Source organism: Vibrio jasicida 090810c (assembly GCF_002887615.1).
Lineage (GTDB): Bacteria > Pseudomonadota > Gammaproteobacteria > Enterobacterales > Vibrionaceae > Vibrio > Vibrio jasicida.
Map to the genome: position 1 here is coordinate 385,735 of NZ_CP025792.1, position 24,724 is coordinate 410,458.

The following is a 24,724-nucleotide window of genomic DNA, read 5'->3' on the forward strand; positions in this document are numbered from 1 at the left end:
TTAATACTCCACTTTCTCTAGCCACTCTTGCGGAATATCGACGCGCAAAGAGTTGAGCAGTTGTCCTGTAGCATTCATTACGCGGTATTTTGCGTATTGCTCGGCGTATTTTGAATCCAGATAATCCTTACGTGCTTCGAAAAGTTCATTCTCAGTGTTGAGCAAATCCAAGAGAGTTCGTTTGCCAATGCCGTATTGCTTTTCGTAGGCAATTACGGTCTCTGCTGCGGAGTCTACGTGATCAGATAAGAATTCTTTTTGCTGCAAGGTTAAATCTAAAGCACTCCAAGAAAGTCGTAACCCTTCTTCTATATTCTTGTATGCGGACGCGCGTAAATCTTTCGCCTTGTTTAATTGGTAGGCGAAATTTTCTGAGTTTGCCGCATCGCTGCCTCCGTTATAAAGGTTGTATCTTAAACGCAACATTGCGAGTGTTTCGTCACTTCGACCTTCAATACCATCTGCATCATCTCGCCAAGTTTGTGAAGCTTCGATAGAGACAGTAGGGAGGTTAACCCCTTTGGATTGCTTGTACTGGAACTTAGCTGAGTCGACATCAGCAACCGCTACTTTCACCACTGGGTGTTCCTCAAAAGCGATTCCTACAGCTTCATCGACAGTATATGGAATGAAGTTCTCATCAGCTCTAGGGAAAATTAGGCCTTGTGGGGATTGACCCACTAACCGAGTAAACATGGTATGTGTGTCATAGAGGTTGTTTTGTGCAGCAGCAAGATTGCCGTGCGCTTTTGCTAAACGTGCTTCTACCTGCGTCAAATCTGCAGTGGAACCGATACCGGAGTTCACACGCTTTTTAATATCTGAGTAAATGCGTTTGTGCACCGCTAGATTGTTTTCAGACAAGGTCAAAATTTCATAGGCTTTCACCGCATCTAAATAAACTTTTGTCACCTCTAGCGCTTTGTCCGATGCATCAGCAAGGAGTTGATAACGCAGTGACTCTGCGTCTGCCGCAGTTCGATCGATGTCGTTCAGAGTTGCAGACCCATCCCAGATAAGTTGGGTTAAGGTCACGGCCGCTTCTTTACGGGTTAAGTCGGTTTGTCCACGTCCGACACTCTCGGCTGGATCAATTCCCTCGTAACCAATACCAGCGTCTAAATCAATTTGTGGTAAATATGCGCCTGATGAAGCGTCGTTAACGTAACGACTACTTGTGAATTCGTTAAATGCAGCTTTCAAATCAGGGTTTGTTTTCAGCGTTAAGGCTACAGCCTGTTCTAACGTTTGACCGAAAATAGGAAATGACACTATTAGGCAACTGCAGCACGCTATGCTTAGTCGGCTCCACTTCACGGCGATTCTCCCAGAAAAATCCATACAATTTGCCGCTCTCACAAATGAGATTCAACGACATTAAACAGCGGTTGAATGCATTATTTATCAACTCACTGTTATCCCTAGGCTTTTGAGGTTAATTCTCAGCCTGACCCCTTATAACACCGTAGCACATATGACTAAGTTTGCTTATGTTTTAAGCGAAATTCCTCAAAAAAAATCCTGATTTTTTAAGGTCATAGCGCTTTTGAACCGTTTGGCTTTATCGATCTTCACTTGTCCCGCCCCTAGGAAAGTAAAGCTCTGAGAACCGTGTAGGTAAGCAAAATTTGCGATTATTTTGACTAAACTATAGTCGTAAATGATGAGGTGACAAACTTTTGACGCAGCACGATGCGAGTCGAGGTAACTATGAATAATGCAACCTTACGCTCATTATTGGGCCAGACAGTGGTTATCGGTTTAGACGGTAATTTAAGAGAGTTGGAACAGGGCGAAGCTCCGGCTCAAGGTGAAGTGCTAGTCTCTGATTTATCGAATGAATCTACGCCTAACGTGCGGATTGTGACTCAGGAAAGTCAGGAGCCTATAGAAATTACAGACGACGTTGCGAGAGTTGTAGAGGCGATAGCACAAGGTGATGACCCAACACTGTTAGGAACAGAATTTGAACCAGCAGCGGGTGAGAGTGAGGGTTCGAGTCCTCAGGCGAGTGGCGTAATCGATCGGACTGGTGCTGAAAGTCTTGCTGCGACTGATTTCGAAACAGTAGGGTTGGCCTCTCTTGGCCTTTCAGAGACACAGATCTTAACCTTGTTAGAGTTGTATTTTAGTGGTTTTGTCTCACAACCGAGTCAAATTGCTGACGTCATCATACAGGACATATCAAGTCCAACGGTAAGCGAAGGTGAAGATGTAAACTTTGATGTCACTCTTGATGGGACAACAAGCGAAGAAACCGAGTTAGCGTTTTCTTTGGATGATGGCAGTGCGTCAGGTGGACAAGAAGACAGTGGCGCTGATTTCCTCAATAACATCGTGACGATTACTTTTGAAGATGGCACAGAACAACAAGTGAGCGTCGACGAGAATGGTGATTTCATTATTGTTTTACCAAGCGAGACGACCACTTTTACTGTCACTGTACAAACGTTTAATGATGAACTTTTAGAAGGTGATGAAACTTTCACTCTCAGTGGTTCAACGCCAAATCAACAAGCCCCCGTAACTGGCACAGCAACCATCAGCGATGATGGGGGTGGTCCGGGAGAGAATCCTGATGATGATCGTCCTACTGTGCTTTCTATCTCAGATGTCACCGTTAATGAGGGAGAGCCTGCGGTTTTTGAGGTCGTCTTAAGCAATCAAAGTGAATCTGAAACGTCTGTCACTCTTACACTTGCCGACGGCAGTGCAACAGGAGGGAGTGACTTCGATAACACATCTGTTTTGGTTACCTTCTCAGACGGTACATCGCAATCTGTAAGCGTTGCAGAGGACGGTTCTTTCACAGTGATGGTTCCTGCAAATGATACTAACTTTTCTGTCACGGTCGTAACGAACAATGATGAAATACTTGAAGGGGATGAAACGTTTACGCTCACTGCAAGTACACCTACTCAAGAAGAGCCCGCAGAAGGAACAGCAACCGTAAGCGATGATGGTGATGGTCCTGGTCAAAATCCAGACGATGATCGACCTAATGTTGCATCTATTACGGATGCAACGGTAAATGAGGGCGAGGCGGCTACGCTTGTCGTAAATCTCAGTAACCCGAGTACAACAAACACCGTAGTTACCATGCAACTTGCAGGTGATACTGCGACAAGTGGTGTGGATTTTTCGGACACAACCGTCACGATCACGTTTTCAGATAATACCAGCGAAGTCGTGTTACTGAATCCAGACGGTACGTTTGAGGTAAATGTACCCGAAAACACAACGACTTTCAGTGTTACGGTCGATACCTTCGATGACGATATTTTGGAAGGTGCGGAGACTTTCACGCTGACTGGTACAACATCGACACAAAGCACACCAGCACAAGGCACGGGTACCATTGTTGACGATGGCACTGGGCCAGGTCCTGAGCCAGATGATGACCGTCCAGTTGTTGTTTCAATTAGCAACGCAACAGTCAATGAAGGTGATCCTGCTACATTAGATGTCACCTTGAGCAATCCAAGCACGACCGATACAGTTGTGAGCATGACACTTGCTGATGGTACTGCTGACGGTGGAGTGGACTACACCGATACGTCAGTCACCATCACTTATGCAGATAACTCAACGCAAGTGGTGGCAGTGAATCCAGATGGTACGTTCGATGTGACTGTGTCTGCGAATGATACAACCTACAGCGTTACGGTGAATACTATCGATGACGATGTCTTCGAAGGTCCTGAAACCTTTACATTGTCAGGTTCTACGTCAACTCAAAATACCCCAGCACAAGGTACCGGTACGATTGTCGATGATGGTAGCGGTCCGGGCACAGATCCAGATGACGACCGTCCAGTCGTCGCGTCAATTAGCAGCGCGGCAGTTAATGAAGGTGATCCTGCCACATTAGATGTCACACTAAGCAATCCGAGTACGACGGACACAGTTGTGAGCATGACACTCGCTGATGGTACAGCAGGTGGTGGCGTTGATTACACTGAGACCTCAGTAACTATTACTTATGCGGACAATTCAACGCAAGTGGTGGCTGTGAATCCAGATGGTACTTTTGACGTTACCGTACCGGCGAACGATACAACTTACAGCGTTACTGTAAATACTACCAATGACGATGTCTTTGAAGGCCCTGAAACCTTCACATTGTCAGGTTCCACTTCAACTCAAAATACTCCAGCACAAGGCACGGGTACCATTGTTGATGATGGTAGTGGCCCGGGACCTGAGCCAGATGACGACCGTCCAGTTGTCGCTTCAATTAGCAACGCAACAGTCAATGAAGGTGATCCTGCCACATTAGATGTCACGTTAAGTAACCCAAGTACGACGGACACAGTTGTGAGCATGACACTTGCTGATGGCACTGCCGATGGTGGCGTGGACTACACAGACACCTCGGTCACTATCACTTATGCAGACAACTCAACCCAAGTGGTGGCTGTAAATCCGGATGGTACATTCGATGTGACTGTTCCAGCTAATAACACCACTTACAGTGTTATCGTTAATACGACCGATGATGATGTCTTTGAAGGACCCGAAACCTTCACACTGTCAGGCGCTACCTTAACTCAAAATACCCCAGCACAAGGCACAGGTACGATTGTCGATGATGGCAGCGGCCCGGGGCCTGACCCAGATGACGACCGTCCAGTGGTTGCTGCAATTAGCAGCGCGACAGTCAATGAAGGTGATCCAGCCACATTAGATGTCACGTTAAGTAACCCAAGTACGACCGATACAGTTGTGAGCATGACACTTGCTGATGGTACCGCAGATGGTGGCGTTGATTACACTGAGACCTCAGTAACTATTACTTATGCGGACAATTCAACGCAAGTGGTGTCTGTGAATCCAGATGGTACTTTTGATGTTACCGTACCGGCGAACGATACAACTTACAGCGTTACTGTAAATACTACCAATGACGATGTCTTTGAAGGCCCTGAAACCTTCACATTGTCTGGCGCAACATCGACTCAAAATACTCCAGCACAAGGCACGGGGACCATTGTTGATGATGGTACTGGCCCAGGTCCTGAGCCAGATGACGACCGTCCAGTTGTTGCTGCAATTAGCAGCGCGACAGTCAATGAAGGTGATCCTGCCACATTAAATGTCACGTTAAGCAATCCGAGTACGACAGATACTGTTGTGAGTATGACACTCGCTGATGGTACAGCAGATGGTGGCGTTGATTACACTGAGACCTCAGCAACTATTACTTATGCGGACAATTCAACGCAAGTGGTGGCTGTGAATCCAGATGGTACTTTTGACGTTACCGTACCGGCGAACGATACAACTTACAGCGTTACTGTAAACACCATCAATGATACTGTCTTTGAGAGTTCTGAAACCTTCACGCTTGATGGTGCAACCTCTATCCAAAATACGCCAGTGCAAGGTACTGGTACGATTTTAGATAACGACGCGCCTCCGGCCATCGGCAATGTGGTTGATGCGATTGTTTCTGAAGAAGGGTTACCTGATGGTATCGCCGATACTATGGGAACTCCTTCAGACTCCACGAACTCGGCGAGCTTTGTTGGCTCATTCACAGTCAGTGACCCTGATACGACGAACGTGAGTGTTGTACTTTCCGGACCAAATGGATTGGCATCTGGAGGTGAACCTGTTACTTGGTCTTGGAACGCCAATACTCAAACACTCACCGCATCAACGGCAAGTATTGCCAGTGTAGCAACAGTCGTGTTGACAGAACCAAGTGCCGCAGGGCAAGGAACATGGGGTTACACCATCACACTCTTAGAGCCACTCGATCATCCAGTTAATGACGTCGAAGATTTGATCGACTTTGATGTGCAGATCTCAGTGAGTGATGGTCAAACCACGAGCTCCCAAAGTATGAACGTGGTTGTCGAGGATGACTGTCCACATGTTCCAACGTCTTCTCAAGCCGTAGATGTGTCGCTGGCAGATATCCCGGAAATTCTCACCGGCAATATTAGTTTTGTTGGTAATGAATCCGATGCATTCAGCCGAACTTTCGGAGATGTCGAAGTGACTGCCTTGGGATTTTTGTCTAATGAATCTACCGATCTTGGCGCCGCAGAGATTAATCAAACTTCATCAGGTATTGGTGTGAAAAGTGTCGGTAATAACGGCTATCCACTTGCTAATGAAGTGGACTATCGTTTTGCCAATGATACTGGTGTCTCAGAGCAATTGGTCATCGACTTGGGCGATAAGATTGCATTTGGGGCTGAGATCGAATTCGAGAAGATGTTTGGTGGGGAGCTAGAAGAAGGTCTTGCGTCTTTCTATCGAGATGGTGTTTTGATCGCACAGCAAGCGTTTAACTCTGATGCGGCAAGTGGTGACTATGCGGCTAACTTTAGTGTTCAACAGGGTGGTTTTGACAAGGTTATTCTTGAAGCAACTGGCAACGGGAACGGGCCAAATACCGCAGACAACAGTGACTTTACTGTCAAATCTATCACCTTTACTGGGGCTGACTCCTCCATTCCAATTGCAACAGCAGAGGGGAATTTAGGCGCACTCTATGGTGCGGATGGCCCAGGAAGTATCGTTCTTAATGGTGCTGATAATGGTCTAGAAACGCTTGATGGCGAGGCTATTAGTGTTGCGATTGATCCTCAGAACCCAAACAGATTAGTCGGTGAAGCGAACGGCGAGTTGGCGTTTGAAGTTCAATTAACGCCAAGTACTGGGAAGTGGGAGTTCTTCCAGTACGTACCTTTGACCTCTCCGAGTGGTGATGGAGATATCGACTTCAGTTACACGATTACCGATAACGATGGTGACAGTAAAACGGGGAATTTTGCGGTTAATCCATATGCGCCTCCGATTGTTGAAGGCGTCACGCTTAATGTTTCTGAAGAGGGTTTGGGTAATGCCATTGCCGATGACTTCGCGCTGAATGGTTTTATGGACACCACAGATTCAACGTTAGATATGGATCAGTTAACACTTGGTCAAACGGTTGACTCGGTCGCACTGAATGTCCCAACTGCGAACCTAACCAGTAACGGTGAGGCAATCACATGGATCTTGTCCAACAACGACCAATTGCTTGTTGGTTCAGCGGATGGAGAAGAGGTCATTAAGATCACGGTCAATGATACGGGGGCAATCTCTACTGAACTTCTTGGCCCAATAGATCACCCAGATACTTCTGGCGAGGATTCTTTAAACATTGAGGTTCCTGTCATTGTTTCGAATGCACTTGGCTTGACGAACTCTGCGGTAGCAAATGTTGTTATTGAAGATGATTCACCTGATTCGACATCCATTGTTCATGATGTGGTCGCGGAAACAAAAGAGAGCGCTAACGTTCAATTGATCATGGATGTCTCTGGGTCGATGCGTACGGGTAATCGTCTTCAAATAATGAAGGACTCGGCAACTCAGTTATTAAATCAGTACGAATCGATTGGCCAAACTCGGGTTCAAATCATAAAATACAGTGGCTCAGCAACAACGTACGCCATTGCTGGGGCAACATGGTTAACCGTAGATGAAGCGAAAGCGTACATTGATACACTTACTGCTGGCGGTGCAACTAACTACAATCGCGCAATTAATGAAGCGAAGGACTCTTGGGATGATGCGGGTAAGTTACCTAGTGCATCAAACGTGAGCTACTTCTTATCTGATGGTCAACCAAATCCAGCCTCATCATTCATCAACGATGCCCGTGAGGACAGTTGGATAGATCACTTGACCGATTCTGATAATCAGATCACGGCGTTGGCTTATGGTATGGGTGTGAACTTGATGCCTGATCAGTTAGACCGTGTTGCTTACGATGGTTTCTTAAACCAAGACCTTGATGGTGTAGTCGTGCCTGACGTTACTCAGCTGCCTCCAGTTATGTTGCAGTCCGTGATTCAACCTGTTGGTGGTAACCTCATGTACACCACATCACCGGATACAGGTATTGGTGCAGATGGCGGTTACATCAGCGAAATAGAACATGACGGTGTCACTTATTCATTTGACGGTACAGACTTGACGGTTGTAGACAACAACAACGACATCTCACATGCGTTTGACGATATCACGAAGTTGCTCACTATCTACATCGACAGTAAGCACTCGTTGGAAGTCGATTTGAATGATGGCGCATATGCCTTCTATGGAGCGGTAGGCGACACAGTAGAAACGTTAGACTTCGATTACGTACTGACCGATAACGATGGTGACCAATCTGAAAATACATTTCAGTTTGTGATTGACGAAAATGGTGGCGTAAACGCGGCGAGCGGTGGTACTGCGAACATCATCGAAGCGGAAGTGGATGTAAGCCATGACATTTTAATTGGTAATGACAACGAAGCGGACATATTTAGATGGGTTAATGACTCACTAGATTCCGGCACGGACTTGGTGCGTGGCTTTGAACGAGACCTCGACACTCTAGATCTAAACCAAGTTGTTGAAGATGCAGGGCATAACACCATTGAAGAGCTGCTCAATAGTATCGACCTAAATGTGGACGGCGAAGATCTATCGCTTGAAATCACCCACAACGAGGGTAATTCCATCCAAACGATCGTCATTGAAAAAGGAGCTTCCGAGTTTAGCGACTTGATCATCGGAAATATGGACTTTGAAAGAGATGTCTTATCGGCTCTCACGAAAGTTAATCTAGATTCATAATAAAAAAGGGCCAACAGGCCCTTTTTCTATGTTTCAATTCTTTATCGTTGGCTATGACTAAGCCCGATTATAGGACCTTACACGCAAAACCTTTTAGGTAGAAACCTTCTGGGTAAGCCGTATCCGTTGGGTGATCGGCAGCTTGCTCAAAACGCTCTACGAACTTAACTTGGCGGTTTGCATCTACTGCGGCGTCAGCAATGATTTTTTGGAACAGAACTTGGTCCATTAAGCCTGAGCAAGAGTAGGTCAGTAGTGTGCCACCTGGGTTTAGAATTTGCATCGCCAACATGTTGATGTCTTTGTAGCCACGACATGCACCGTTTAGCTGTGCTTTGCTTTCTGCAAACTTCGGTGGGTCCATGATCACAACATCGAACTTCGTACCTTGGTCACGGTATTCGCGTAGTAGTTTGAACACGTCAGCGTTTAGGAACACAGCGCGTTTTTTAGAGATATCAAACTCGTTCAGTTCTGCGTTGAACTTAGCAGTGTCTAGAGCTGGTTGTGATACGTCCGCATTGATAACGCGTTTTGCGCCGCCTTTTAGTGCGTACAGACCAAAACCGCCAGTGTAAGAGAAACAGTTCAGAACTTCTTTATCTTTCACGTACTTCATCGCTTGTTGGCGGCTGTCGCGTTGGTCTAGGTAGAAACCCGTTTTATGACCACCAACGATGTCTACGCTGATTTTCACGCCGTTCTCTTCAATCACCACTGATTTTGGTGGCTCTTCACCGTGCAGTACGCCAGTGGTTTCTTTCAAACCTTCTTTCTTACGTACCGCGACGTCTGAACGCTCGTAAACGTTGCAATCAGGGAAACACTCAACCAAAGCATCAACAATCACTTGCTTGTTGTATTCTGCGCCCGCACTTAGAAGCTGACACACAAAGAAGTTTTGGTACCGGTCGATAGTAACGCCAGGCATACCATCAGATTCTGCCGCGACAAGACGGTAGCCAGTTAGGCCATCGCGTTCGATAATGTCTTCACGAAGAAGCTGAGCGTTGTTGAAGCGCTTAACGAAGAAGGCTTTGTTGATTTCTTCTTTTTCAAAACTCCAGATGCGAGCACGAATTTGAGACTCTGGTGAGTACGCTGCTTTAGCTAGCCATTTTCCGTCGTGAGTGAATACATCAACGGTTTCGCCGAGCGCTGGTTCGCCCTCAACTTTACTGATGCCTCGAGAGAAGATCCAAGGGTGCTTGCGCTTAACCGATTTCTCACGACCTTTAACCAAATAGATAGCAGCTGTCATTTCTTTAGCTCTTGTTGAATTTTGAAAGGGGCGTATTGTCCGGGATGTTGCCCGCAAAAGCAATATCCATCGACAATCCAATCATTTGTAGAGGCTTTAATTATAAACTGATGAGTGGAGTAACGGATGGGTTTTCCAGACACAAAAAAGGGCCACCGAAGTGACCCTAGTTATTCGTTTTAGCGATTACGCTTTTAAGCCAGTCAGTAGCGACTCCATGGTGTCACTTTGAGCTCGAAGCTGCTCAACGTTTTGCGACGTTGTGCTGATCATCGTACATACATTGTTTGCTTGTATGCGAATCTCTTCAACGCTTGATGCGATATTGTCTGCCACGACACCTTGTTCCTCAGCTGCTGTCGCAATTTGAATGCTGCTGTCTGAGATAGTTTGGTTCTTGTCTGCTAGTGAGCCGATTTCGTGGTTCACTTCAGCCATCAGAGTTTGGCCTTCGTTCGCATTGTGAACCGTTACTTCCATCAGTTTAGTCAGTGATTGGCTGTTACGTTGTAGCGCTTCAATCATTGCTTGAATCTCAACTGTCGCTTGTTGAGTGCGGCCTGCAAGAGCACGAACTTCATCAGCAACAACCGCAAAGCCACGACCTTGTTCGCCTGCACGAGCCGCTTCAATTGCAGCGTTCAAGGCGAGTAGGTTAGTTTGCTCAGAGATACCGTTGATGGTTGTGACCACTTCATCAATCTGCGCTGCGTTTGCATCTAGCTCTTCAACCGCTTGAGATGCCGATTGGATCTCAGTAGAAAGGTTCGAGATAGAGTGAAGGGTATTTTCCACTTTCACCTGACCTGATTGCGCGACGCTGCGAGCATCATCAGTTTGTGTGCTTGAGTCATGAGCCAGCGTTGCCACTTCACGAATCGTGGAAGCCATCTGCTCTGTTGCACTTGCTAGTGAGTTAAGGTGCTCTTGTTGGGTATTAGAGATCTCAGAGCTGTTGTGAATCGAAAGGTTAAGGTCTGAGCTGATTTGCTGCATCAGCGCTACGGATTCTTGAATCGACTGAACCATCTTTTGTTCGCGATCCGCTACTTTGTCGATAGTAATCGCGATTTCGCTGAACTCATCACGAACACGGAAGAAATTCATACGCGCGGTTAGATCACCATCTGCCAGCGTGTTGAGCGCTTTGTTCATCGTAAACATCGCACCACCGATGAAAGTCATGATGTAGTAAACACCCATCGCCATGATGAATAGAGTCACAAGAATAATACTGACTTGCGTTGTAGAAAGTGCGGTCCATAAAGACTGCTCATGGTTTGCTACAAGGCTAAATGCGCCATTCAGCACGGACACGGAATCTGGACCAGTACCAAAGGTAATGGTGTCTGAGCCAGCAATAAGGTTTGCAACTTGAGATTGCGAAAGGTTACCAGCCTCGATTAGCCCTTTCATCAGCATTAATTCTTCCTGATACAAACCAGAAATCATGGAGTCAGCAGCACTGTTTAAGACTAAAGTGAGAATGACCAATGCAAGAAGAGGAAGAAAGAAGAGTAAATAGAACTTTTCTTGAATTTTTAAATGGATGAGATACTTATCAATCCAACGGAAGGGAATTTCTTTCATAATTATTATAACCATATAAAAACCCACTATCCTTAGTGGGGTAAATAGACGCAAATAATATATCACTCAAATATAGGGAGCGGTATACGGATGGTACTAAAGTGTGAGAAGTTTCTGATAGTAGGGCATGTTCAAGGGGTAGGATTTCGATACCACACGTCACATCAAGGTTTGAAGTTAGGTTTAACGGGGTATGCAAAGAATTTGAACAATGGTGATGTTGAGGTAATCGCTTGTGGTACAGAGGCGCAAATCGCAGCGTTTTCGGCGTGGTTGGAGGATGGACCGCGGACGGCAACAGTAGATAGCGTTACCCAAGAGAGTCTATCTTACAAACCTTTCCGCGGATTTAAGATCTTATAGTTTTATAAGCAGTGATCTTTTTAGTCGTGTTTTTGCAAACTAGAGTACTACAAGCATTTCGCTGGTTTTGGCAATCCTGCCAATTTTGTCGCTTGTTTTGCAGGGCCTTTTTTAAATAATTTGAATAGGTATTTACTGTTACCTTTTTCTGGGCCGTGCGCTTTTTCCATCGCTTTCACAAGCATTCGAACTGCTGGTGATGTATTGAACTCTTCATAAAAATTACGCACGAAGTGAACTACTTCTAAGTGAGCTTCGGTAAGTTCGATTTCTTCATCTTTTGCTAGAAGCGCAATCATACCTTCTTCCCACTGGGTGTGATCAAGTAAGTAACCTTGAGAATCGGTTTCTATTTCTTTGCCGTTGTATACGAACATCGCTTTGTATCCGCTAAGTAAACACTGGTGTGTATAGGGTAGCGTAGAGCGAAGCTTAGACTCAACAAAAGAATCTATGAAAGCTTCTGAGCGAAGTAAATTTACACAATCGAGAGCTCACGTAAAGGTAAAGGCGTTGAGCCTAACTACTTTTCCATTATTCACAAAAATGTAAGTTTATTCACGTTGTTGGAAAATTATCGGGGTGAGTATTTTGGTATCTGCATTTTTATGCTGAATTTGGAATAATGTCTCTGTTTTATTAGTGGGAATAGAGCAGAGTTATCGTTATTTCACTGCCTTTTGTTTTATTCAGCTATTGCTGGCGATGTGTATCGCACTTTATCGTTACTGGACGTGAACTTTTTCATTGTTCGTTTACCTTTTTGATAGCACTACTCAACAATGAAGGAAATCGAATGACAAGCCGTGTCTATGTTTTAGCTCAATTTAAACCAAAAGAAGGAAAAGAAGCCGAGTTATTTGAAGTACTCAAAGCACTAGAGCCAGATTCCTATCGAGAAGAGGGATGCATCCAATATATGCTCACTCGGCAAATTGATCACCCCAGTGCGATGAGAAATGACTATCCGATTGTGTTTAATGAAATTTGGGAAGATGCAGAATCTTGGGCAGCGCATGGGCGAAGAAAGCAGATTCAACATTTCTTTGAAACTCAAGTGAAAGCCGAGACAGGATTAGTTGAAGACGCGATGGTTACGGCATACAGCGATGAAGGGTATGACTACGATGCGCCCATCTATGAACCAGAATAGACACTGCTAAAAAGTGAAAAGAAAAAGCCCGAAGTATAACTTCGGGCTTTTGAGTTTTGGATTCAATCTAACGAATTAGTCGTCGTTCATGATGCCTAGAATGCTTAGTAGGCTGATGAAGATATTGTAGATTGAAACGTATAGCGTAATCGTTGCAGATATGTAGTTTGTTTCACCGCCACGGATGATGCCTTGTGTAGTCATCAAAATAGCCATGGTAGAGAAAACAATAAACAAGCTGCTCATTGCTAGGTGCAGGATAGTTGATTGGATGAAGATGCTCGCAATCATGCCCACCACTAGAACAACGAATAGAGACAACATCAGGCCACCCATCATAGATAGGTCGCGTTTGGTCGTTAGAGCGTAAGCAGAAGCTGCCATGAATGACAGTGCGGTACCGCCAAGTGCAGTAAGAACCACATCGCCCATACCAGCACCGATGTACATGTTTAGAATTGGACCGATGGTGTAACCCAAGAAACCAGTAAATAGGAATGTGAATACCAAACCCATGCTGTTGTTACGGTTTTTTTCAGTCAAGAATAGTAAGCCGTAGAAACCAACCAACATCAGGATAATGCCCGGACGTGGCAAGTTAAACGCCATTGAAACGCCAGCAACCAGTGCTGACCATAGTAAAGTCATTGAAAGTAGTGCATATGTATTACGCAATACTTTGTTGGTTTGTAGAGCACTCTCTTGAGTAGTAGTGCGTGAAAACATAGGACTGTTCATAATCTTCCTCTATAAGGGACCGTCTTATCTTTGATATATAGACATATATGGGCCCGAAAGTTCAAAAAATCAAGCCCGACACGTCTATCTCTAGAACAAAATAATAATAGAAATAGTGTGTTATGTATGTGGCAACTTGTAACACAATATTACTGCCTTGCATAGTTAGGAAGGGCTTGGCAATCAAAGGGATGAAGGTTACCTCACGAACTTTTTTGTAAAATCGAACAAATTTACAACGTATTGAATCAACTGGATTTTAGTAACATCGACCTGAGGCAAACAAAAAGCGCCGATTTTTTCGAATCGACGCTTCATTTTTTTAGCGTTTTTTGCGACTAATTAATGATGAAGAATTTGCGCGAGGAAGTTCTGGGTTCGATCCGATTGCGGATTCTCGAAGAAGTCGACAGGGTTATTCTCTTCGATAATTTCACCTGCATCCATGAAGATAACGCGATCCGCGACTTCTTTCGCGAAGCCCATTTCGTGTGTTACACAAAGCATGGTCATGCCTTCTTCCGCCAGTTCAACCATTACATCAAGAACCTCACGAACCATTTCTGGATCAAGCGCTGATGTCGGTTCATCAAACAGCATTACCTTTGGGCTCATGCAAAGAGAGCGCGCAATCGCTACACGTTGTTGTTGGCCTCCTGAAAGCTGACCTGGATACTTATCTGCTTGATCTGGGATCTTAACACGCTCTAGGTACTGCATCGCGATGGCTTCCGCTTCTTCCTTTGGCATCTTCTTCACCCAAATTGGGGCAAGTGTACAGTTCTCGAGGACCGTTAGGTGAGGGAAGAGATTAAAGTGCTGGAAACACATGCCGACTTCGCGACGAACGGCTTCGATGTTCTTTAGGTCTTCGGTTAATTCGGTGCCTGACACATAGATGTTGCCTGCTTGATGTTCTTCCAAGCGGTTGATACAACGAATCATGGTCGATTTGCCAGAGCCAGAAGGACCACAGATAACAATCTTTTCGCCTTTCTTTACATCGAGGTTGATGTTCTTTAGTACGTGAAACTCACCATACCACTTATTCATGTCCTTCAGCTGGATCATATAGTCTTGTTGTTGCGTCATAATACGTCCTTGATCTTGATGAGTTATCGTTTGTGACCGGTATGAAGTCTATTTTCGAGCCATATCGAGTAGCGTGACATGCCAAAACAGAATACCCAAAACACTAACGCGACAAATACATAACTTTCTGTAGCGAAGCCTAACCATTCAGGGTCAGTGTTCGCTGCTTGTCCTATACCCAGTACATCAAACATACCGATAATAAGTACAAGGCTGGTGTCTTTGAACAAACCAATAAAGGTGTTCACGATAGAAGGGATAGTAATTTTAAGAGCTTGAGGCAATATGATCAGTCCCATCTTTTTCCAATAGCTTAAACCCAACGCATCGGCGGCTTCGTACTGGCCCTTTGGAATGGCTTGTAAGCCACCACGAACCACTTCTGCCATATAAGCGGCACTAAACATCACAACACCAATTAAGGCGCGGATGAGCTTATCTGTTTCTGAGCCTTGGGCAAGAAAGAGCGGGAGCATGACGGACGCCATGAAGAGTACTGTAATTAAAGGTACCCCACGCCATACCTCAATATAGATAGTACAAATACTGCGGATGATCGGCATATCGGAACGACGGCCTAACGCTAACGCCACACCAATAGGTAAGGAGACAACGATACCGACTAAGGCGATGATCAGAGTAACCAGCAAGCCGCCCCATTTGTGTGTTTCAACCACTTCTAAGCCAAATACCCCGCCATACAACAATGTTGCGATAATGAACGGATAAATGTTCACAAAGAACAACCAAATCCAAATACGTTTTGGAGTCTTTTCGTAAGCAAGGAGTACTGTGAATATCGCCAAGGTAATGTAGAACAGACGTGGCCGCCACAGTTCAGCTTCTGGATAGAAACCGTACATAAACTGTTCCCAGCGTACGCTGATAAATACCCAACATGCGCCTTCACGGGAACAGTCATCTCTCGTTGTGCCAACCCAATCGGCATTAATGAATGCCCAATCCGCAATGTTCCAAAGTGCAGAAAACACGATGTAGGCAAGGATGATGGTAACAACCGAGTTCACTGGGCCATTGAATAGGTTTTTGCGCAGCCATCCCACAATACCGACGGTATTGGACGGAGGTGGGAGATCAGGCTGAAATTGATGTGTGCTCATATTATCTCTCCACCAGCGCTACTTTTCGGTTGTACAAGTTCATCAACGCCGACGTTATCAAGCTCAATGTTAGGTATACACCCATCGTCATTGCGATGATTTCGATCGCTTGTCCAGTCTGGTTCAGCGTTGTACCGGCAAAGACCGAAACAAGGTCTGGGTAACCGATTGCCATTGCCAACGAAGAGTTCTTCGTCAAGTTCAAGTATTGGCTTGTTAGAGGAGGGATAATGATTCGCAATGCTTGCGGAATCACCACCAGTTTCAATGTTTTTGCTCTTGGTAAACCCAGCGACATCGCGGCTTCGGTCTGACCATGATTCACTGCATTAATACCAGATCGAACAATCTCAGCAATAAACGATGCAGTGTAAACACTTAGCGCTAACAGAAGGGCTGCGAGCTCCGGAATAATGCTGATACCACCGCGGAAGTTGAAGCCTTTTAATTCTGGGTACTCCAAAGAGATCGGCATGCCTGTTACAAAGTAAACCACCAAAGGCAGACCAATCACTAGACCGAACACAATTCGTCCCATTGGTGTTTGTTGACCTGTTAATCGCTGTTTGTTTTTAGCCCAACGATTGATTAAGAAACTTGCAATGACACCTATGATGAGTGCTGCAACCACAAGACCACCGCCAGCTTCAATTACCGGTGAGGGGAAGTAAAGACCGCGCACATTCAGGAAAACGGATTCGCCAAGACTTAAGCTTTGTCTTGGGGATGGAAGGGCTTGTAGAACCGCGAAATACCAAAAAAAGATCTGTAAAAGTAGAGGGATATTTCGGAACGTTTCAATGTAAACAGCCGCTAAACGACTGACCAGCCAGTTAGAAGAAAGGCGTGCAATCCCCATAACGAAACCTATGACGGTTGCGAGGATAATACCCAACACAGACACGAGTGCAGTATTAAGTAAGCCAATGACAAACGTACGCCCATAAGAGAAAGTTTCGTCATATTCGATGAGTGTGAGCCCAATACCAAAGCCCGCTTCTTGATTTAGGAAACCAAAGCCGGTGGCGATACCACGAGCGTCGAGATTGGTTAGTGCATTGTTGATGATTGTGTAAAAGAAAAATACCAGTGCGGCGATGGCAATGATCTGGAAAATAGCAGAGCGAAAAGCTGGGTTATAAATCAGACTCTTGCTTCCGCTTGGTTTGGACATCGTACTTTGCGATGCATTATTCGTCGGTTTCATACAGCGATAACCTCAAACCCTTATATAGAATAGATTCAGCCAAGAAAAAGGGCGGCATGCACCGCCCTTATTTAACTCGTTTCTATCGGATAGGTGGTGCGTACATAAAGCCGCCTGCATTCCACAGCGCATTTACGCCGCGAGAAATCTTAAGAGGCGAACCAGTACCTACCGTACGCTCAAAGCTCTCACCATAGTTACCGACTTGCTTGATAACTTGGTAACCCCAATCGTCACGGATACCTAGACCTTTACCTTTAGGGCCGTCAACACCAAGAATGCGTTTGATGTTTGGATCTTTCGATTTCAACATTTCATCAGCGTTCTTAGAACTGATGCCATATTCTTCCGCATTCACCATTGCAAATAGCGTCCATTTAGCGATGTTGAACCATTGATCATCACCTTGACGAACAACAGGACCTAGTGGTTCTTTTGAAATGATTTCTGGAAGTACGGTTGCTGAAGAAGGGTCTTTAAGGTTTAAGCGAAGGGCATAAAGGCCAGATTGGTCAGTAGTAAGAACATCACATCGACCAGCATCAAAACCTTTAGAGGTTTGCGCGGCGGTATCAAATACCACTGGCTTGTAAGCCATACCTTGGTTACGGAAGTAATCTGCTAGGTTAAGCTCTGTGGTTGTACCTGATTGCACACATACAGAAGCGCCATCGAGTTCTTTTGCACTAGAGATACCAAGATCTTTCTTCACCATAAAGCCTTGACCATCGTAGTAGTTAACGCCTACGAAGTTCAAACCAAGAGCAGTGTCGCGATGAAGTGTCCAGGTGGTGTTACGTGAAAGCACATCGATTTCACCCGATTGTAAAGCAGTGAAACGTTCTTTCGCGGTTAGGGGTACATATTTAACTTTCGTTTTATCCCCAAGAACGGCTGCGGCCAGTGCTTGGCAATATTCTACGTCGATACCTTCCCATTCGCCTTTAGAGTTAGGGTTTGAGAAACCAGGTAGACCGGTACTTACGCCACAAGTGATAAAACCTTGTTTTGTGACTTTGTCCAGAGTCGTGTCTGCTGCTTGCGCTGATGTCGCCATCATGGCAGTAGAAGCCGCTACGACGGAAGCAAGAACTGTGAGTTTATTTGCCATTTGTATCCTTCCTGTATGATCCATGTTTAATCAGGAGCGACCTGATACAACGTGTCCAATTTATTTGTGTTATCGTCCTATCTGGTTGATTTTCAATGAAACGGTAATCGACAAATCAACCAGTTATAAGCGTAGGTAAGGATCTGCTAATTCTCAAATATATAATTTAAAAAGAGTTTTGGAGAGAACTTACAAAGAACCTTGCGATTTAGAATGGCGAAATGTTAAATGTTTGTAAATAGTGCAACTGGTTGTCAAATTAGTGCATCAGAACAATCACTAAAAGAGTGTCAAAAACAAAAGGATAATAATTTGTTATTAAAAGTATCATTAGTAGAGGCGGGCTGAGTAAGCCGAAAATTTGAACAAAAATTATTTGTGACATCGAAACTAGGTGAACAGGTTGCCCTGTTTTTGGTAGCATGAATTTCGACAGTTATTTGAAGTAATCATGGATTGAAATGCGATATTTTCCTCTGTTCTTAGATTTAGTAGATAAACCCGTGCTGGTTGTAGGCGGTGGTGAAGTAGCAAGCCGTAAAGTAGAAGCCCTACTTAAAGCTGGGGCGGACGTTACGATTGTCTCCCCAAGCCTTGTCGACTTTCTTGATAAGCTTGCGCAAGAGCAACAAGTGCGATGGATTCAACGTTTTTATTCTAGTGACATTGTCACGAAATCGTTCATTCAAGTTTGGGCAACCACGGATAATCCAGAGTTAAACCATCAGGTTTACAAAGACGCTAAAGAGCTTGGCATATTAGTTAACGTTGTTGATGACAAGCCGTACTGTGATTTTATTACGCCTTCAATGATTAATCGTGGTCGCATTCAAATTGCCATTTCAAGTGGTGGCGCGTCTCCTGTTTTGATTCGAAATATTCGTGAAAAGCTTGAAGCTATTCTTCCGCAAAATATGGGATTGATGGCGGAGTTCGCTAACTCCAAACGCAATTCGATTAAAGAGGCACTACCGAGCGTCGACTTACGCAGGAAATTTTGGGAAAGTTATTTTTCTCATCCAGAAGTAGAGAACGCTCGCGATAATCGCGAATTGGAAATCATTTATCAACAAACCATGGCAAAACCTTTGGACGAGGAGGGAAGCTGTACCTGGATTCAAGTTGGGCAAGATGTCGAAATGCTGCCTATCAAAGCAGTCCGTTACATGCAGCAAGCCGAACTTGCCTTATATTCGACGATGTGCGAAGTGGACGTCATGGAGTTGGTAAGAAGGGATGCTGAACGTGAACCTTTTAGAAGTGCCACCGAACTTTCTGATATGTTGACTAAAGCGAAAAAAGAAAACTTACGTGTGTGCGTGTTTGTACCTTCAGGGACGAGTGAATTCTCTTTATTGCAAGGGCAAGACCTAGTTATCTGATTATTTTGCATATAGTTTACGGACATAAAAAACGCCGACGAATAACTCGTCGACGTTTTCAATTCTCGGTTTCCTCAATCGACAGGTGTTAATTGAGGAACCGAATTAATCACGGAAGTTGTTGTACTGAAATGGGATACCCATATCTGCTTCACGGATCGCTGCAATCGTCGCTTGGAGATCATCGCGCTTCTTACCTGTTACGCGAACTTTGTCGCCTTGGATAGAAGCTTGAACTTTAAGCTTTGCGTCTTTGATTAGCTTAACCACTTTCTTTGCGGTTGGTGTATCAATGCCTTGGCGGAAAGCAACGTTTTGGTGCCAGTTTTTACCTGTTGCTTCTGGATTTTTTGCGTCCATAGCATTTGCATCAATGTTGCGTTTAGCCAAGTGGCTACGCAGAATGTCACGCATTTGCTTAAGCTGAAACTCGCCTTCTGCTGACACTTTTACATTTTCTTCTACTAGCTCAAAGCTCGCATTCACATTGCGGAAATCGAAACGAGTAGACAGTTCACGGTTAGCGTTATCAACCGCGTTACGTAGTTCGACGGTATCGATTTCTGAAACAATATCAAACGATGGCATGAAGATTCCTTGATTATCTTGTTATAGGGAAATTACTTACTGGATTTAACTGCGGCTGCCAGCATATCTAGCATGGTTACAGTATCATCCCAACCTAGACATGGGTCAGTGATCGATTGACCGTAAGTTAGGTTGTTAATATCAGTCATTGGCTGATTGCCTTCAATAATGAAGCTCTCTGCCATAATACCAGCAATACGTGTGCTGCCTGACTTAATTTGGTCGCAAATGTCTTGAGCAACATCGATTTGTTTACGGTGTTGTTTTTGGCAGTTTGCGTGACTGAAATCGACGATCAAACGCTGCGGCAAATCGAACTCTGCTAGCGCGTCACAAGCTTGCTTAACAGAAGCTTCGTCAAAGTTAGGGCCTTTCTCACCACCACGAAGAATAATGTGACCGTAAGGGTTGCCGCTAGTGCGGTACACCGTCATACGCCCATTCTTGTCTGGGGAGTAGAAGTAATGTGATGCTTTAGACGCACGAATCGCATCAATGGCAATTTTCACGTTGCCGTTAGTACCGTTCTTGAAGCCAACTGGGCAAGATAGGGCAGACGCCATTTCACGGTGGATTTGCGATTCAGTCGTACGAGCACCAATTGCGCCCCATGTGATCAAATCAGCAATGTACTGGCCTGTAATCATATCAAGAAACTCAGTAGCAGTCGCAAGACCAAGCTTGTTGATATCCAGTAGCAGTTTACGCGCTTTGTGAAGACCGGCTTCAAGCGCATAAGAACCATCTAGGTTAGGGTCAGTAATCAAACCTTTCCAACCAACTACTGTACGCGGCTTTTCAAAGTATGTACGCATAACGATGAACAGTTCGTCTTTGTACTGATCTTGAATTTCGCTAAGACGCGTCGCGTAGTCAATTGCCGCTTCAGTGTCATGCACTGAACATGGGCCAACGATAGCGAGGATACGGTCATCCTCACCAGTTAAAATCTTTTCAATTTGTCGACGAGATTGAGCGATACGGTCAGCTACATCATCAGTGATTGGATGTACACTACCTAGCTCTGCGGGTGTCGGCATTGGACCCAAAGGTTGGGTTCTCAATTCATCTGTTTTTATAGGCATGTTATAGCTTTATTCTCTATTGCGAAGCGGTAAAGATAACGGAATTATAGTTAGGAATAAACCGTTTCACGGGATTCTTATCTAGTAAATACCGAATTGTATGTACTGCTGTTGGTATTCATTGGTGTTGCTTATATATAAATGACAAAACATGCTCTGGATATCAATACATAGTTGTTTGAATTTATAACCGTTTTTTCTATTTGCTAACAGAATAATTGTGCCAAATCGTAAGCAAAGCGTTGTAGGTTGGGAGTTTCATATATTGTGACCATGTCACGCGAAAATGCGCAAACGATTTGTTTTTTAACCAAGATCGATTTCTCGTTAACATTTCTTTGACATCTTTGAAGTTTGTTGATTGACTGGTCAGACTAGTTTAAGGGGAGTTTCAAAATGTTTTCAGCGGTTCGTCGTGCAAACCTTTACCTCAATCTGTTTGGCTTTTCAAAAGTGCCTTTAATTTGGCTATGTCGACCGAAGATCCTTGCGATTGATGATCAGCATGTCGAAGTAAGAATCCCGCTCAAGCGAAGAACCAAGAATCATCTTAATAGTATGTATTTTGGCGCATTGGCTGTTGGGGCAGATGTTGCTGGTGGCTTTCTTGCTATGAGTAAAGCACAAGAGCAAGGAGAGAAGATTTCACTCGCGTTTAAAGGAGTAAGTGCTGAATTCTTAAAACGTCCTGAGGGTGACGTACACTTTGTCTGTCATGATGGCCCTGTGATTGATGAAATGCTCAAAATCACGCTAGAAACCGGTGAACGCGTTAATCGAGATGTGAAGATCACCGCATTGTGTCCAAAGATTAATGGTGATGAACCAATGGCCGAGTTCTCTTTAACGCTCTCCATCAAAAAAGCAGCCCAAAAGCAGGCTGCTTAACTTAAGAATGGTGACTGACGTTAGTTTAATTCAATTCTATTTTCTCAATAGACACGATTTTCGAACGGTTTAACACGACTTTCCAACGATAGAAGACAGGCTCGTCAGTGTGGTTGTCTTCTTTCACAATCACGTTGACCAAGTGTCGCTTCTCTACAGACTCTTTACTCACTTGCCCTTCGTTCAGGCGATATACGCGGTTAGAGCTTTTGTCCATCAAACGGATAATTGGGCGCAAACTGATGTTTAGCGTTTCACGAGTTTGTTCATAGCCACTCAAAAATAACGACGTCGCCATCTCAGTTTTTGCATGGTAATGAAGAATTTGTTCTTCACGCTGCACGACGCGTTTCTTACGAATGTTCTGAATGCGATCAGGCAAGCTCGAAAGGGAACGATAGTCCAACCATTCCAATTTTCGACCCACCACTTTCTTTGTTGTCGGGTCCATGTACTTCTTACGCCACTTCGGTTTGCCTTTGCGGATCCAACGCCACATCGCGTCGCGTAGGTCATCTTTAAAGATTTCACGTAGAGCATAGATAAACGACATCGCAATGATAAAAGATGCAGAAATCTCTCCTAAGTAATCTCGGGCAAGAATAACGGTACTTGTGACCACGACCATCACCAAGCCCGTGGCTATGCCTTTAATCGCACGCTTGATGTTGTTTCCCATCGACATCGTTTTTTTCGCTTAAAACGATAGGGTGCTCAATCAAACGTCTCAGCAAACGCATTTTATTCGACAAACGAGTTACATCTTCAACGACACTCGGCGAGTTATAGTTGTTGAGTTTACGGTGGGCTTGCTCTTTCTCACATAAAGTAATCAGACGATCTTTAATTGTGCTGTAATCGCCTTCGCGAGGAAGGTGCGCGACAAGAGACAAAAATTTTTGCTCAGTGTACCAAGACAAGTAGTTATCAATGTTTACGTAATAACGCTTGAGATTTTCTTCATAAGGAATGGAACGTCTCAAACGCTTAAGAATGTCGATAGTCAATTCGATGACTTCATCCACTTCTTCTGCGGTAACACTGTCGTTGTCATGCTTATTCAATGCTGCAACGGCCTTATCCAGAGCTGTGACGTATTGATACGCAAACAAACTCAAACTTACGCGATACTGTCGATTAGATAGGCGCCCTCGTTTGGCCAAGCGGCTATGCACGAGAGGAAGTAGCACTTCTGTACTGTAGTAAGAACGTTTTTGCGTGATGGAAGTGTAATAGAACTCAGACTCGCTGATGATGTCGGAGTTTAAACCTAATTCACCAGGCACAAAAATATAGATATCAAGATCAAGCGTTTTGCTCTTTGCCAATGCGTGGCTAATTTTTAAGGTTATCGAATCCTGTTTGTCGACGGTGACCAAGGAAGGCTCCTGATTTTGCTAAAGCATCCTATACCCATAAGCGTCCATTAAGCACAATAACTTAAGGTCGACTAGGATAAGTAGTTGAACGACAACAGCATAGCAGAGAGGATGGTATTTCTCTCTGATTTTCTTGTCAGTTTGGGTATAATTCCCAGTAAATTTAAAAAGAGACAAATTCAATGATTAAAATTGGTCAAATTAACAGCTTAGAAGTCACTAAAACGGCTGATTTTGGCGTATTTTTGGATGGTGATGATTACGGTTCAGTCATGCTGCCTAATAAATATGTACCAGAAGGTACGAATGTAGGCGATCATATTGACGTATTTCTTTACTTTGATTCAGAAAGTCAGCTAGCTGCGACCATTGATAAACCCATTGCTCAGGTTGGCGAGTGGGGCCTAATGCAAGTCGAAGGAGTCAGTAGCACTGGTGCTTTCGTAAATTGGGGCATCAAAGAAAAAGATCTTCTTATCCCGTTTAGTGAGCAACGTGCGCGCTTTACCGCTGGTCAAAACATTCTGGTTTACGTGTACACAGATAAAGCATCTGGTCGTATTGTCGGTACAACTAAGTTCAATAAGTGGCTGGATAAAACGCCAGCAAACTATGAAGTGAACGAAGAAGTTAACCTAATCATCGCAGAACGTAGCCAACTTGGTTATAAAGCGATTGTGAACGGCGAGCATTGGGGAATGATCTTCCCATCGGATGTGTTCGGTAAGCTGTTTATTGGTAAAAAGCTGAAAGGCTACATTAAGCAAATTCGCGAAGACGGCAAAATCGACCTTGCGCTACAAAAAGTAGGCGTGGCGAAAATGGATGATCTTTCGAGTAAAATCCTAGAGCTTTTAGAGAAGAAGGGTGGTTTCCTACCTCTAAACGATAAATCTACGCCAGAAGCGATTTTTGCAGCTTTCCGTACAAGTAAAGGCACGTTCAAAAAAACCATCGGCGGTTTGTACAAGCAAGGTAAGCTCGTGATTGAAAAAGACGGTATTCGTCTCGCTGAATAGAGCTTTAAGTTGCTGGTGGCGGAGGTTCATCAAGTTCAAACTCGATTTGGACGAAAATAGCAGTCAAAAAAATGGCCCAAACTCGTCCTTATTTTGGGCCTAGGGGAAACGGCTCCTTTCAT

17 protein-coding genes and 1 pseudogene are annotated in these 24,724 nt (G+C 44.5%); 6 read left to right on the forward strand and 12 right to left on the reverse strand.

The genetic code is table 11. The features are described from left to right. Complete coding sequence (locus C1S73_RS01950) at positions 1-1,317, reverse strand: TolC family outer membrane protein (RefSeq protein WP_038873745.1); 1,317 nt, start codon at positions 1,315-1,317, stop codon at positions 1-3. Positions 1,318-1,710: 393 nt separating this feature from the next. On the opposite strand from C1S73_RS01950, the gene C1S73_RS01955 reads away from it, so the two are divergent. Further along, positions 1,711-8,625 (forward strand): Calx-beta domain-containing protein, encoded by a 6,915-nt coding sequence (locus tag C1S73_RS01955; protein WP_063344644.1) that lies wholly within the window; start codon positions 1,711-1,713, stop codon positions 8,623-8,625. 67 nt (positions 8,626-8,692) lie between these two features. Here C1S73_RS01955 and C1S73_RS01960 read toward each other — a convergent pair whose 3' ends face one another. Beyond that, positions 8,693-9,886, reverse strand: coding sequence for a class I SAM-dependent methyltransferase (locus C1S73_RS01960; protein ID WP_038873044.1), 1,194 nt, complete (start codon positions 9,884-9,886; stop codon positions 8,693-8,695). A 186-nt stretch (positions 9,887-10,072) separates the two neighbouring features. Further along, positions 10,073-11,476 (reverse strand): methyl-accepting chemotaxis protein, encoded by a 1,404-nt coding sequence (locus C1S73_RS01965; RefSeq protein WP_038873042.1) that lies wholly within the window; start codon positions 11,474-11,476, stop codon positions 10,073-10,075. 90 nt (positions 11,477-11,566) lie between these two features. Here C1S73_RS01965 and yccX point away from each other — a divergent pair, with 90 nt between their 5' ends. After that, positions 11,567-11,839: an acylphosphatase gene (yccX, locus tag C1S73_RS01970; protein ID WP_038873038.1), complete on the forward strand. Its 273-nt coding sequence runs from the start codon at positions 11,567-11,569 to the stop codon at positions 11,837-11,839. A 47-nt stretch (positions 11,840-11,886) separates the two neighbouring features. Here yccX and C1S73_RS01975 read toward each other — a convergent pair whose 3' ends face one another. Beyond that, complete coding sequence (locus tag C1S73_RS01975; RefSeq protein ID WP_038873035.1) at positions 11,887-12,216, reverse strand: TusE/DsrC/DsvC family sulfur relay protein; 330 nt, start codon at positions 12,214-12,216, stop codon at positions 11,887-11,889. A 419-nt stretch (positions 12,217-12,635) separates the two neighbouring features. Here C1S73_RS01975 and C1S73_RS01980 point away from each other — a divergent pair, with 419 nt between their 5' ends. After that, a complete protein-coding gene (locus tag C1S73_RS01980; RefSeq protein WP_038873032.1) occupies positions 12,636-12,992 on the forward strand; it encodes a putative quinol monooxygenase in 357 nt (118 codons plus the stop codon). 75 nt (positions 12,993-13,067) lie between these two features. On the opposite strand, the gene C1S73_RS01985 is transcribed toward C1S73_RS01980, so the two are convergent. The 5 genes from C1S73_RS01985 to C1S73_RS02005 all read right to left on the reverse strand — a co-directional run bounded on the left by C1S73_RS01985 (position 13,068) and on the right by C1S73_RS02005 (position 18,261). Next, entirely contained in the window at positions 13,068-13,730 is a 663-nt protein-coding gene (locus C1S73_RS01985) for a Bax inhibitor-1/YccA family protein (RefSeq protein ID WP_005446774.1), read from the reverse strand. A gap of 342 nt (positions 13,731-14,072) precedes the next feature. Then, entirely contained in the window at positions 14,073-14,822 is a 750-nt protein-coding gene (locus C1S73_RS01990; RefSeq protein ID WP_038873031.1) for an amino acid ABC transporter ATP-binding protein, read from the reverse strand. A 23-nt stretch (positions 14,823-14,845) separates the two neighbouring features. Then, complete coding sequence (locus C1S73_RS01995) at positions 14,846-15,943, reverse strand: amino acid ABC transporter permease (protein ID WP_038873028.1); 1,098 nt, start codon at positions 15,941-15,943, stop codon at positions 14,846-14,848. A 1-nt stretch (position 15,944) separates the two neighbouring features. Further along, positions 15,945-17,150 (reverse strand): amino acid ABC transporter permease, encoded by a 1,206-nt coding sequence (locus tag C1S73_RS02000; RefSeq protein WP_038873025.1) that lies wholly within the window; start codon positions 17,148-17,150, stop codon positions 15,945-15,947. Between the two features lie 82 nt (positions 17,151-17,232). After that, complete coding sequence (locus C1S73_RS02005) at positions 17,233-18,261, reverse strand: amino acid ABC transporter substrate-binding protein (RefSeq protein ID WP_038873022.1); 1,029 nt, start codon at positions 18,259-18,261, stop codon at positions 17,233-17,235. Between the two features lie 461 nt (positions 18,262-18,722). On the opposite strand from C1S73_RS02005, the gene C1S73_RS02010 reads away from it, so the two are divergent. Next, positions 18,723-19,643, forward strand: a complete 921-nt coding sequence (locus C1S73_RS02010; protein ID WP_038873020.1) for an NAD(P)-dependent oxidoreductase — start codon at positions 18,723-18,725, stop codon at positions 19,641-19,643. 105 nt (positions 19,644-19,748) lie between these two features. Here the strand turns inward: C1S73_RS02010 and C1S73_RS02015 are convergent, their stop codons facing one another. Together C1S73_RS02015 and C1S73_RS02020 are read right to left on the reverse strand one after the other, a co-directional pair. Then, positions 19,749-20,231, reverse strand: a complete 483-nt coding sequence (locus C1S73_RS02015) for a YajQ family cyclic di-GMP-binding protein (protein WP_038873018.1) — start codon at positions 20,229-20,231, stop codon at positions 19,749-19,751. A gap of 32 nt (positions 20,232-20,263) precedes the next feature. Then, a complete protein-coding gene (locus tag C1S73_RS02020) occupies positions 20,264-21,316 on the reverse strand; it encodes a 3-deoxy-7-phosphoheptulonate synthase (RefSeq protein ID WP_038873016.1) in 1,053 nt (350 codons plus the stop codon). 396 nt (positions 21,317-21,712) lie between these two features. Here C1S73_RS02020 and C1S73_RS02025 point away from each other — a divergent pair, with 396 nt between their 5' ends. Continuing rightward, the gene (locus C1S73_RS02025) at positions 21,713-22,204 is read left to right on the forward strand and encodes a PaaI family thioesterase (protein WP_038873013.1); all 492 of its coding nucleotides are present in this window, start codon (positions 21,713-21,715) and stop codon (positions 22,202-22,204) included. A 25-nt stretch (positions 22,205-22,229) separates the two neighbouring features. Here the strand turns inward: C1S73_RS02025 and C1S73_RS02030 are convergent. After that, positions 22,230-23,583 (reverse strand): annotated as a pseudogene (locus C1S73_RS02030) (hypothetical protein). Between the two features lie 182 nt (positions 23,584-23,765). Between C1S73_RS02030 and C1S73_RS02035 the strand changes: the two are divergent. Beyond that, positions 23,766-24,602, forward strand: a complete 837-nt coding sequence (locus C1S73_RS02035) for a CvfB family protein (RefSeq protein WP_038873007.1) — start codon at positions 23,766-23,768, stop codon at positions 24,600-24,602. The last annotated feature ends 122 nt before the right edge of the window (positions 24,603-24,724 follow it).

Bases quoted from the DNA above. Each gene is read 5' to 3' on its own strand.
- C1S73_RS01955 (WP_063344644.1), top strand. From the start codon at position 1,711: ATGAATAATGCAACCTTACGCTCATTATTGGGCCAGACAGTGGTTATC.
- C1S73_RS01990 (WP_038873031.1), bottom strand. From the start codon at position 14,822: ATGACGCAACAACAAGACTATATGATCCAGCTGAAGGACATGAATAAG.
- C1S73_RS01965 (WP_038873042.1), bottom strand. From the start codon at position 11,476: ATGAAAGAAATTCCCTTCCGTTGGATTGATAAGTATCTCATCCATTTA.
- C1S73_RS02025 (WP_038873013.1), top strand. From the start codon at position 21,713: ATGTTTTCAGCGGTTCGTCGTGCAAACCTTTACCTCAATCTGTTTGGC.
- yccX (WP_038873038.1), top strand. From the start codon at position 11,567: ATGGTACTAAAGTGTGAGAAGTTTCTGATAGTAGGGCATGTTCAAGGG.
- C1S73_RS02005 (WP_038873022.1), bottom strand. From the start codon at position 18,261: ATGGCAAATAAACTCACAGTTCTTGCTTCCGTCGTAGCGGCTTCTACT.
- C1S73_RS02010 (WP_038873020.1), top strand. From the start codon at position 18,723: ATGCGATATTTTCCTCTGTTCTTAGATTTAGTAGATAAACCCGTGCTG.
- C1S73_RS01960 (WP_038873044.1), bottom strand. From the start codon at position 9,886: ATGACAGCTGCTATCTATTTGGTTAAAGGTCGTGAGAAATCGGTTAAG.
- C1S73_RS01980 (WP_038873032.1), top strand. From the start codon at position 12,636: ATGACAAGCCGTGTCTATGTTTTAGCTCAATTTAAACCAAAAGAAGGA.
- C1S73_RS02035 (WP_038873007.1), top strand. From the start codon at position 23,766: ATGATTAAAATTGGTCAAATTAACAGCTTAGAAGTCACTAAAACGGCT.
- C1S73_RS01995 (WP_038873028.1), bottom strand. From the start codon at position 15,943: ATGAGCACACATCAATTTCAGCCTGATCTCCCACCTCCGTCCAATACC.
- C1S73_RS01975 (WP_038873035.1), bottom strand. From the start codon at position 12,216: ATGTTCGTATACAACGGCAAAGAAATAGAAACCGATTCTCAAGGTTAC.
- C1S73_RS02015 (WP_038873018.1), bottom strand. From the start codon at position 20,231: ATGCCATCGTTTGATATTGTTTCAGAAATCGATACCGTCGAACTACGT.
- C1S73_RS02000 (WP_038873025.1), bottom strand. From the start codon at position 17,150: ATGAAACCGACGAATAATGCATCGCAAAGTACGATGTCCAAACCAAGC.
- C1S73_RS02020 (WP_038873016.1), bottom strand. From the start codon at position 21,316: ATGCCTATAAAAACAGATGAATTGAGAACCCAACCTTTGGGTCCAATG.
- C1S73_RS01985 (WP_005446774.1), bottom strand. From the start codon at position 13,730: ATGAACAGTCCTATGTTTTCACGCACTACTACTCAAGAGAGTGCTCTA.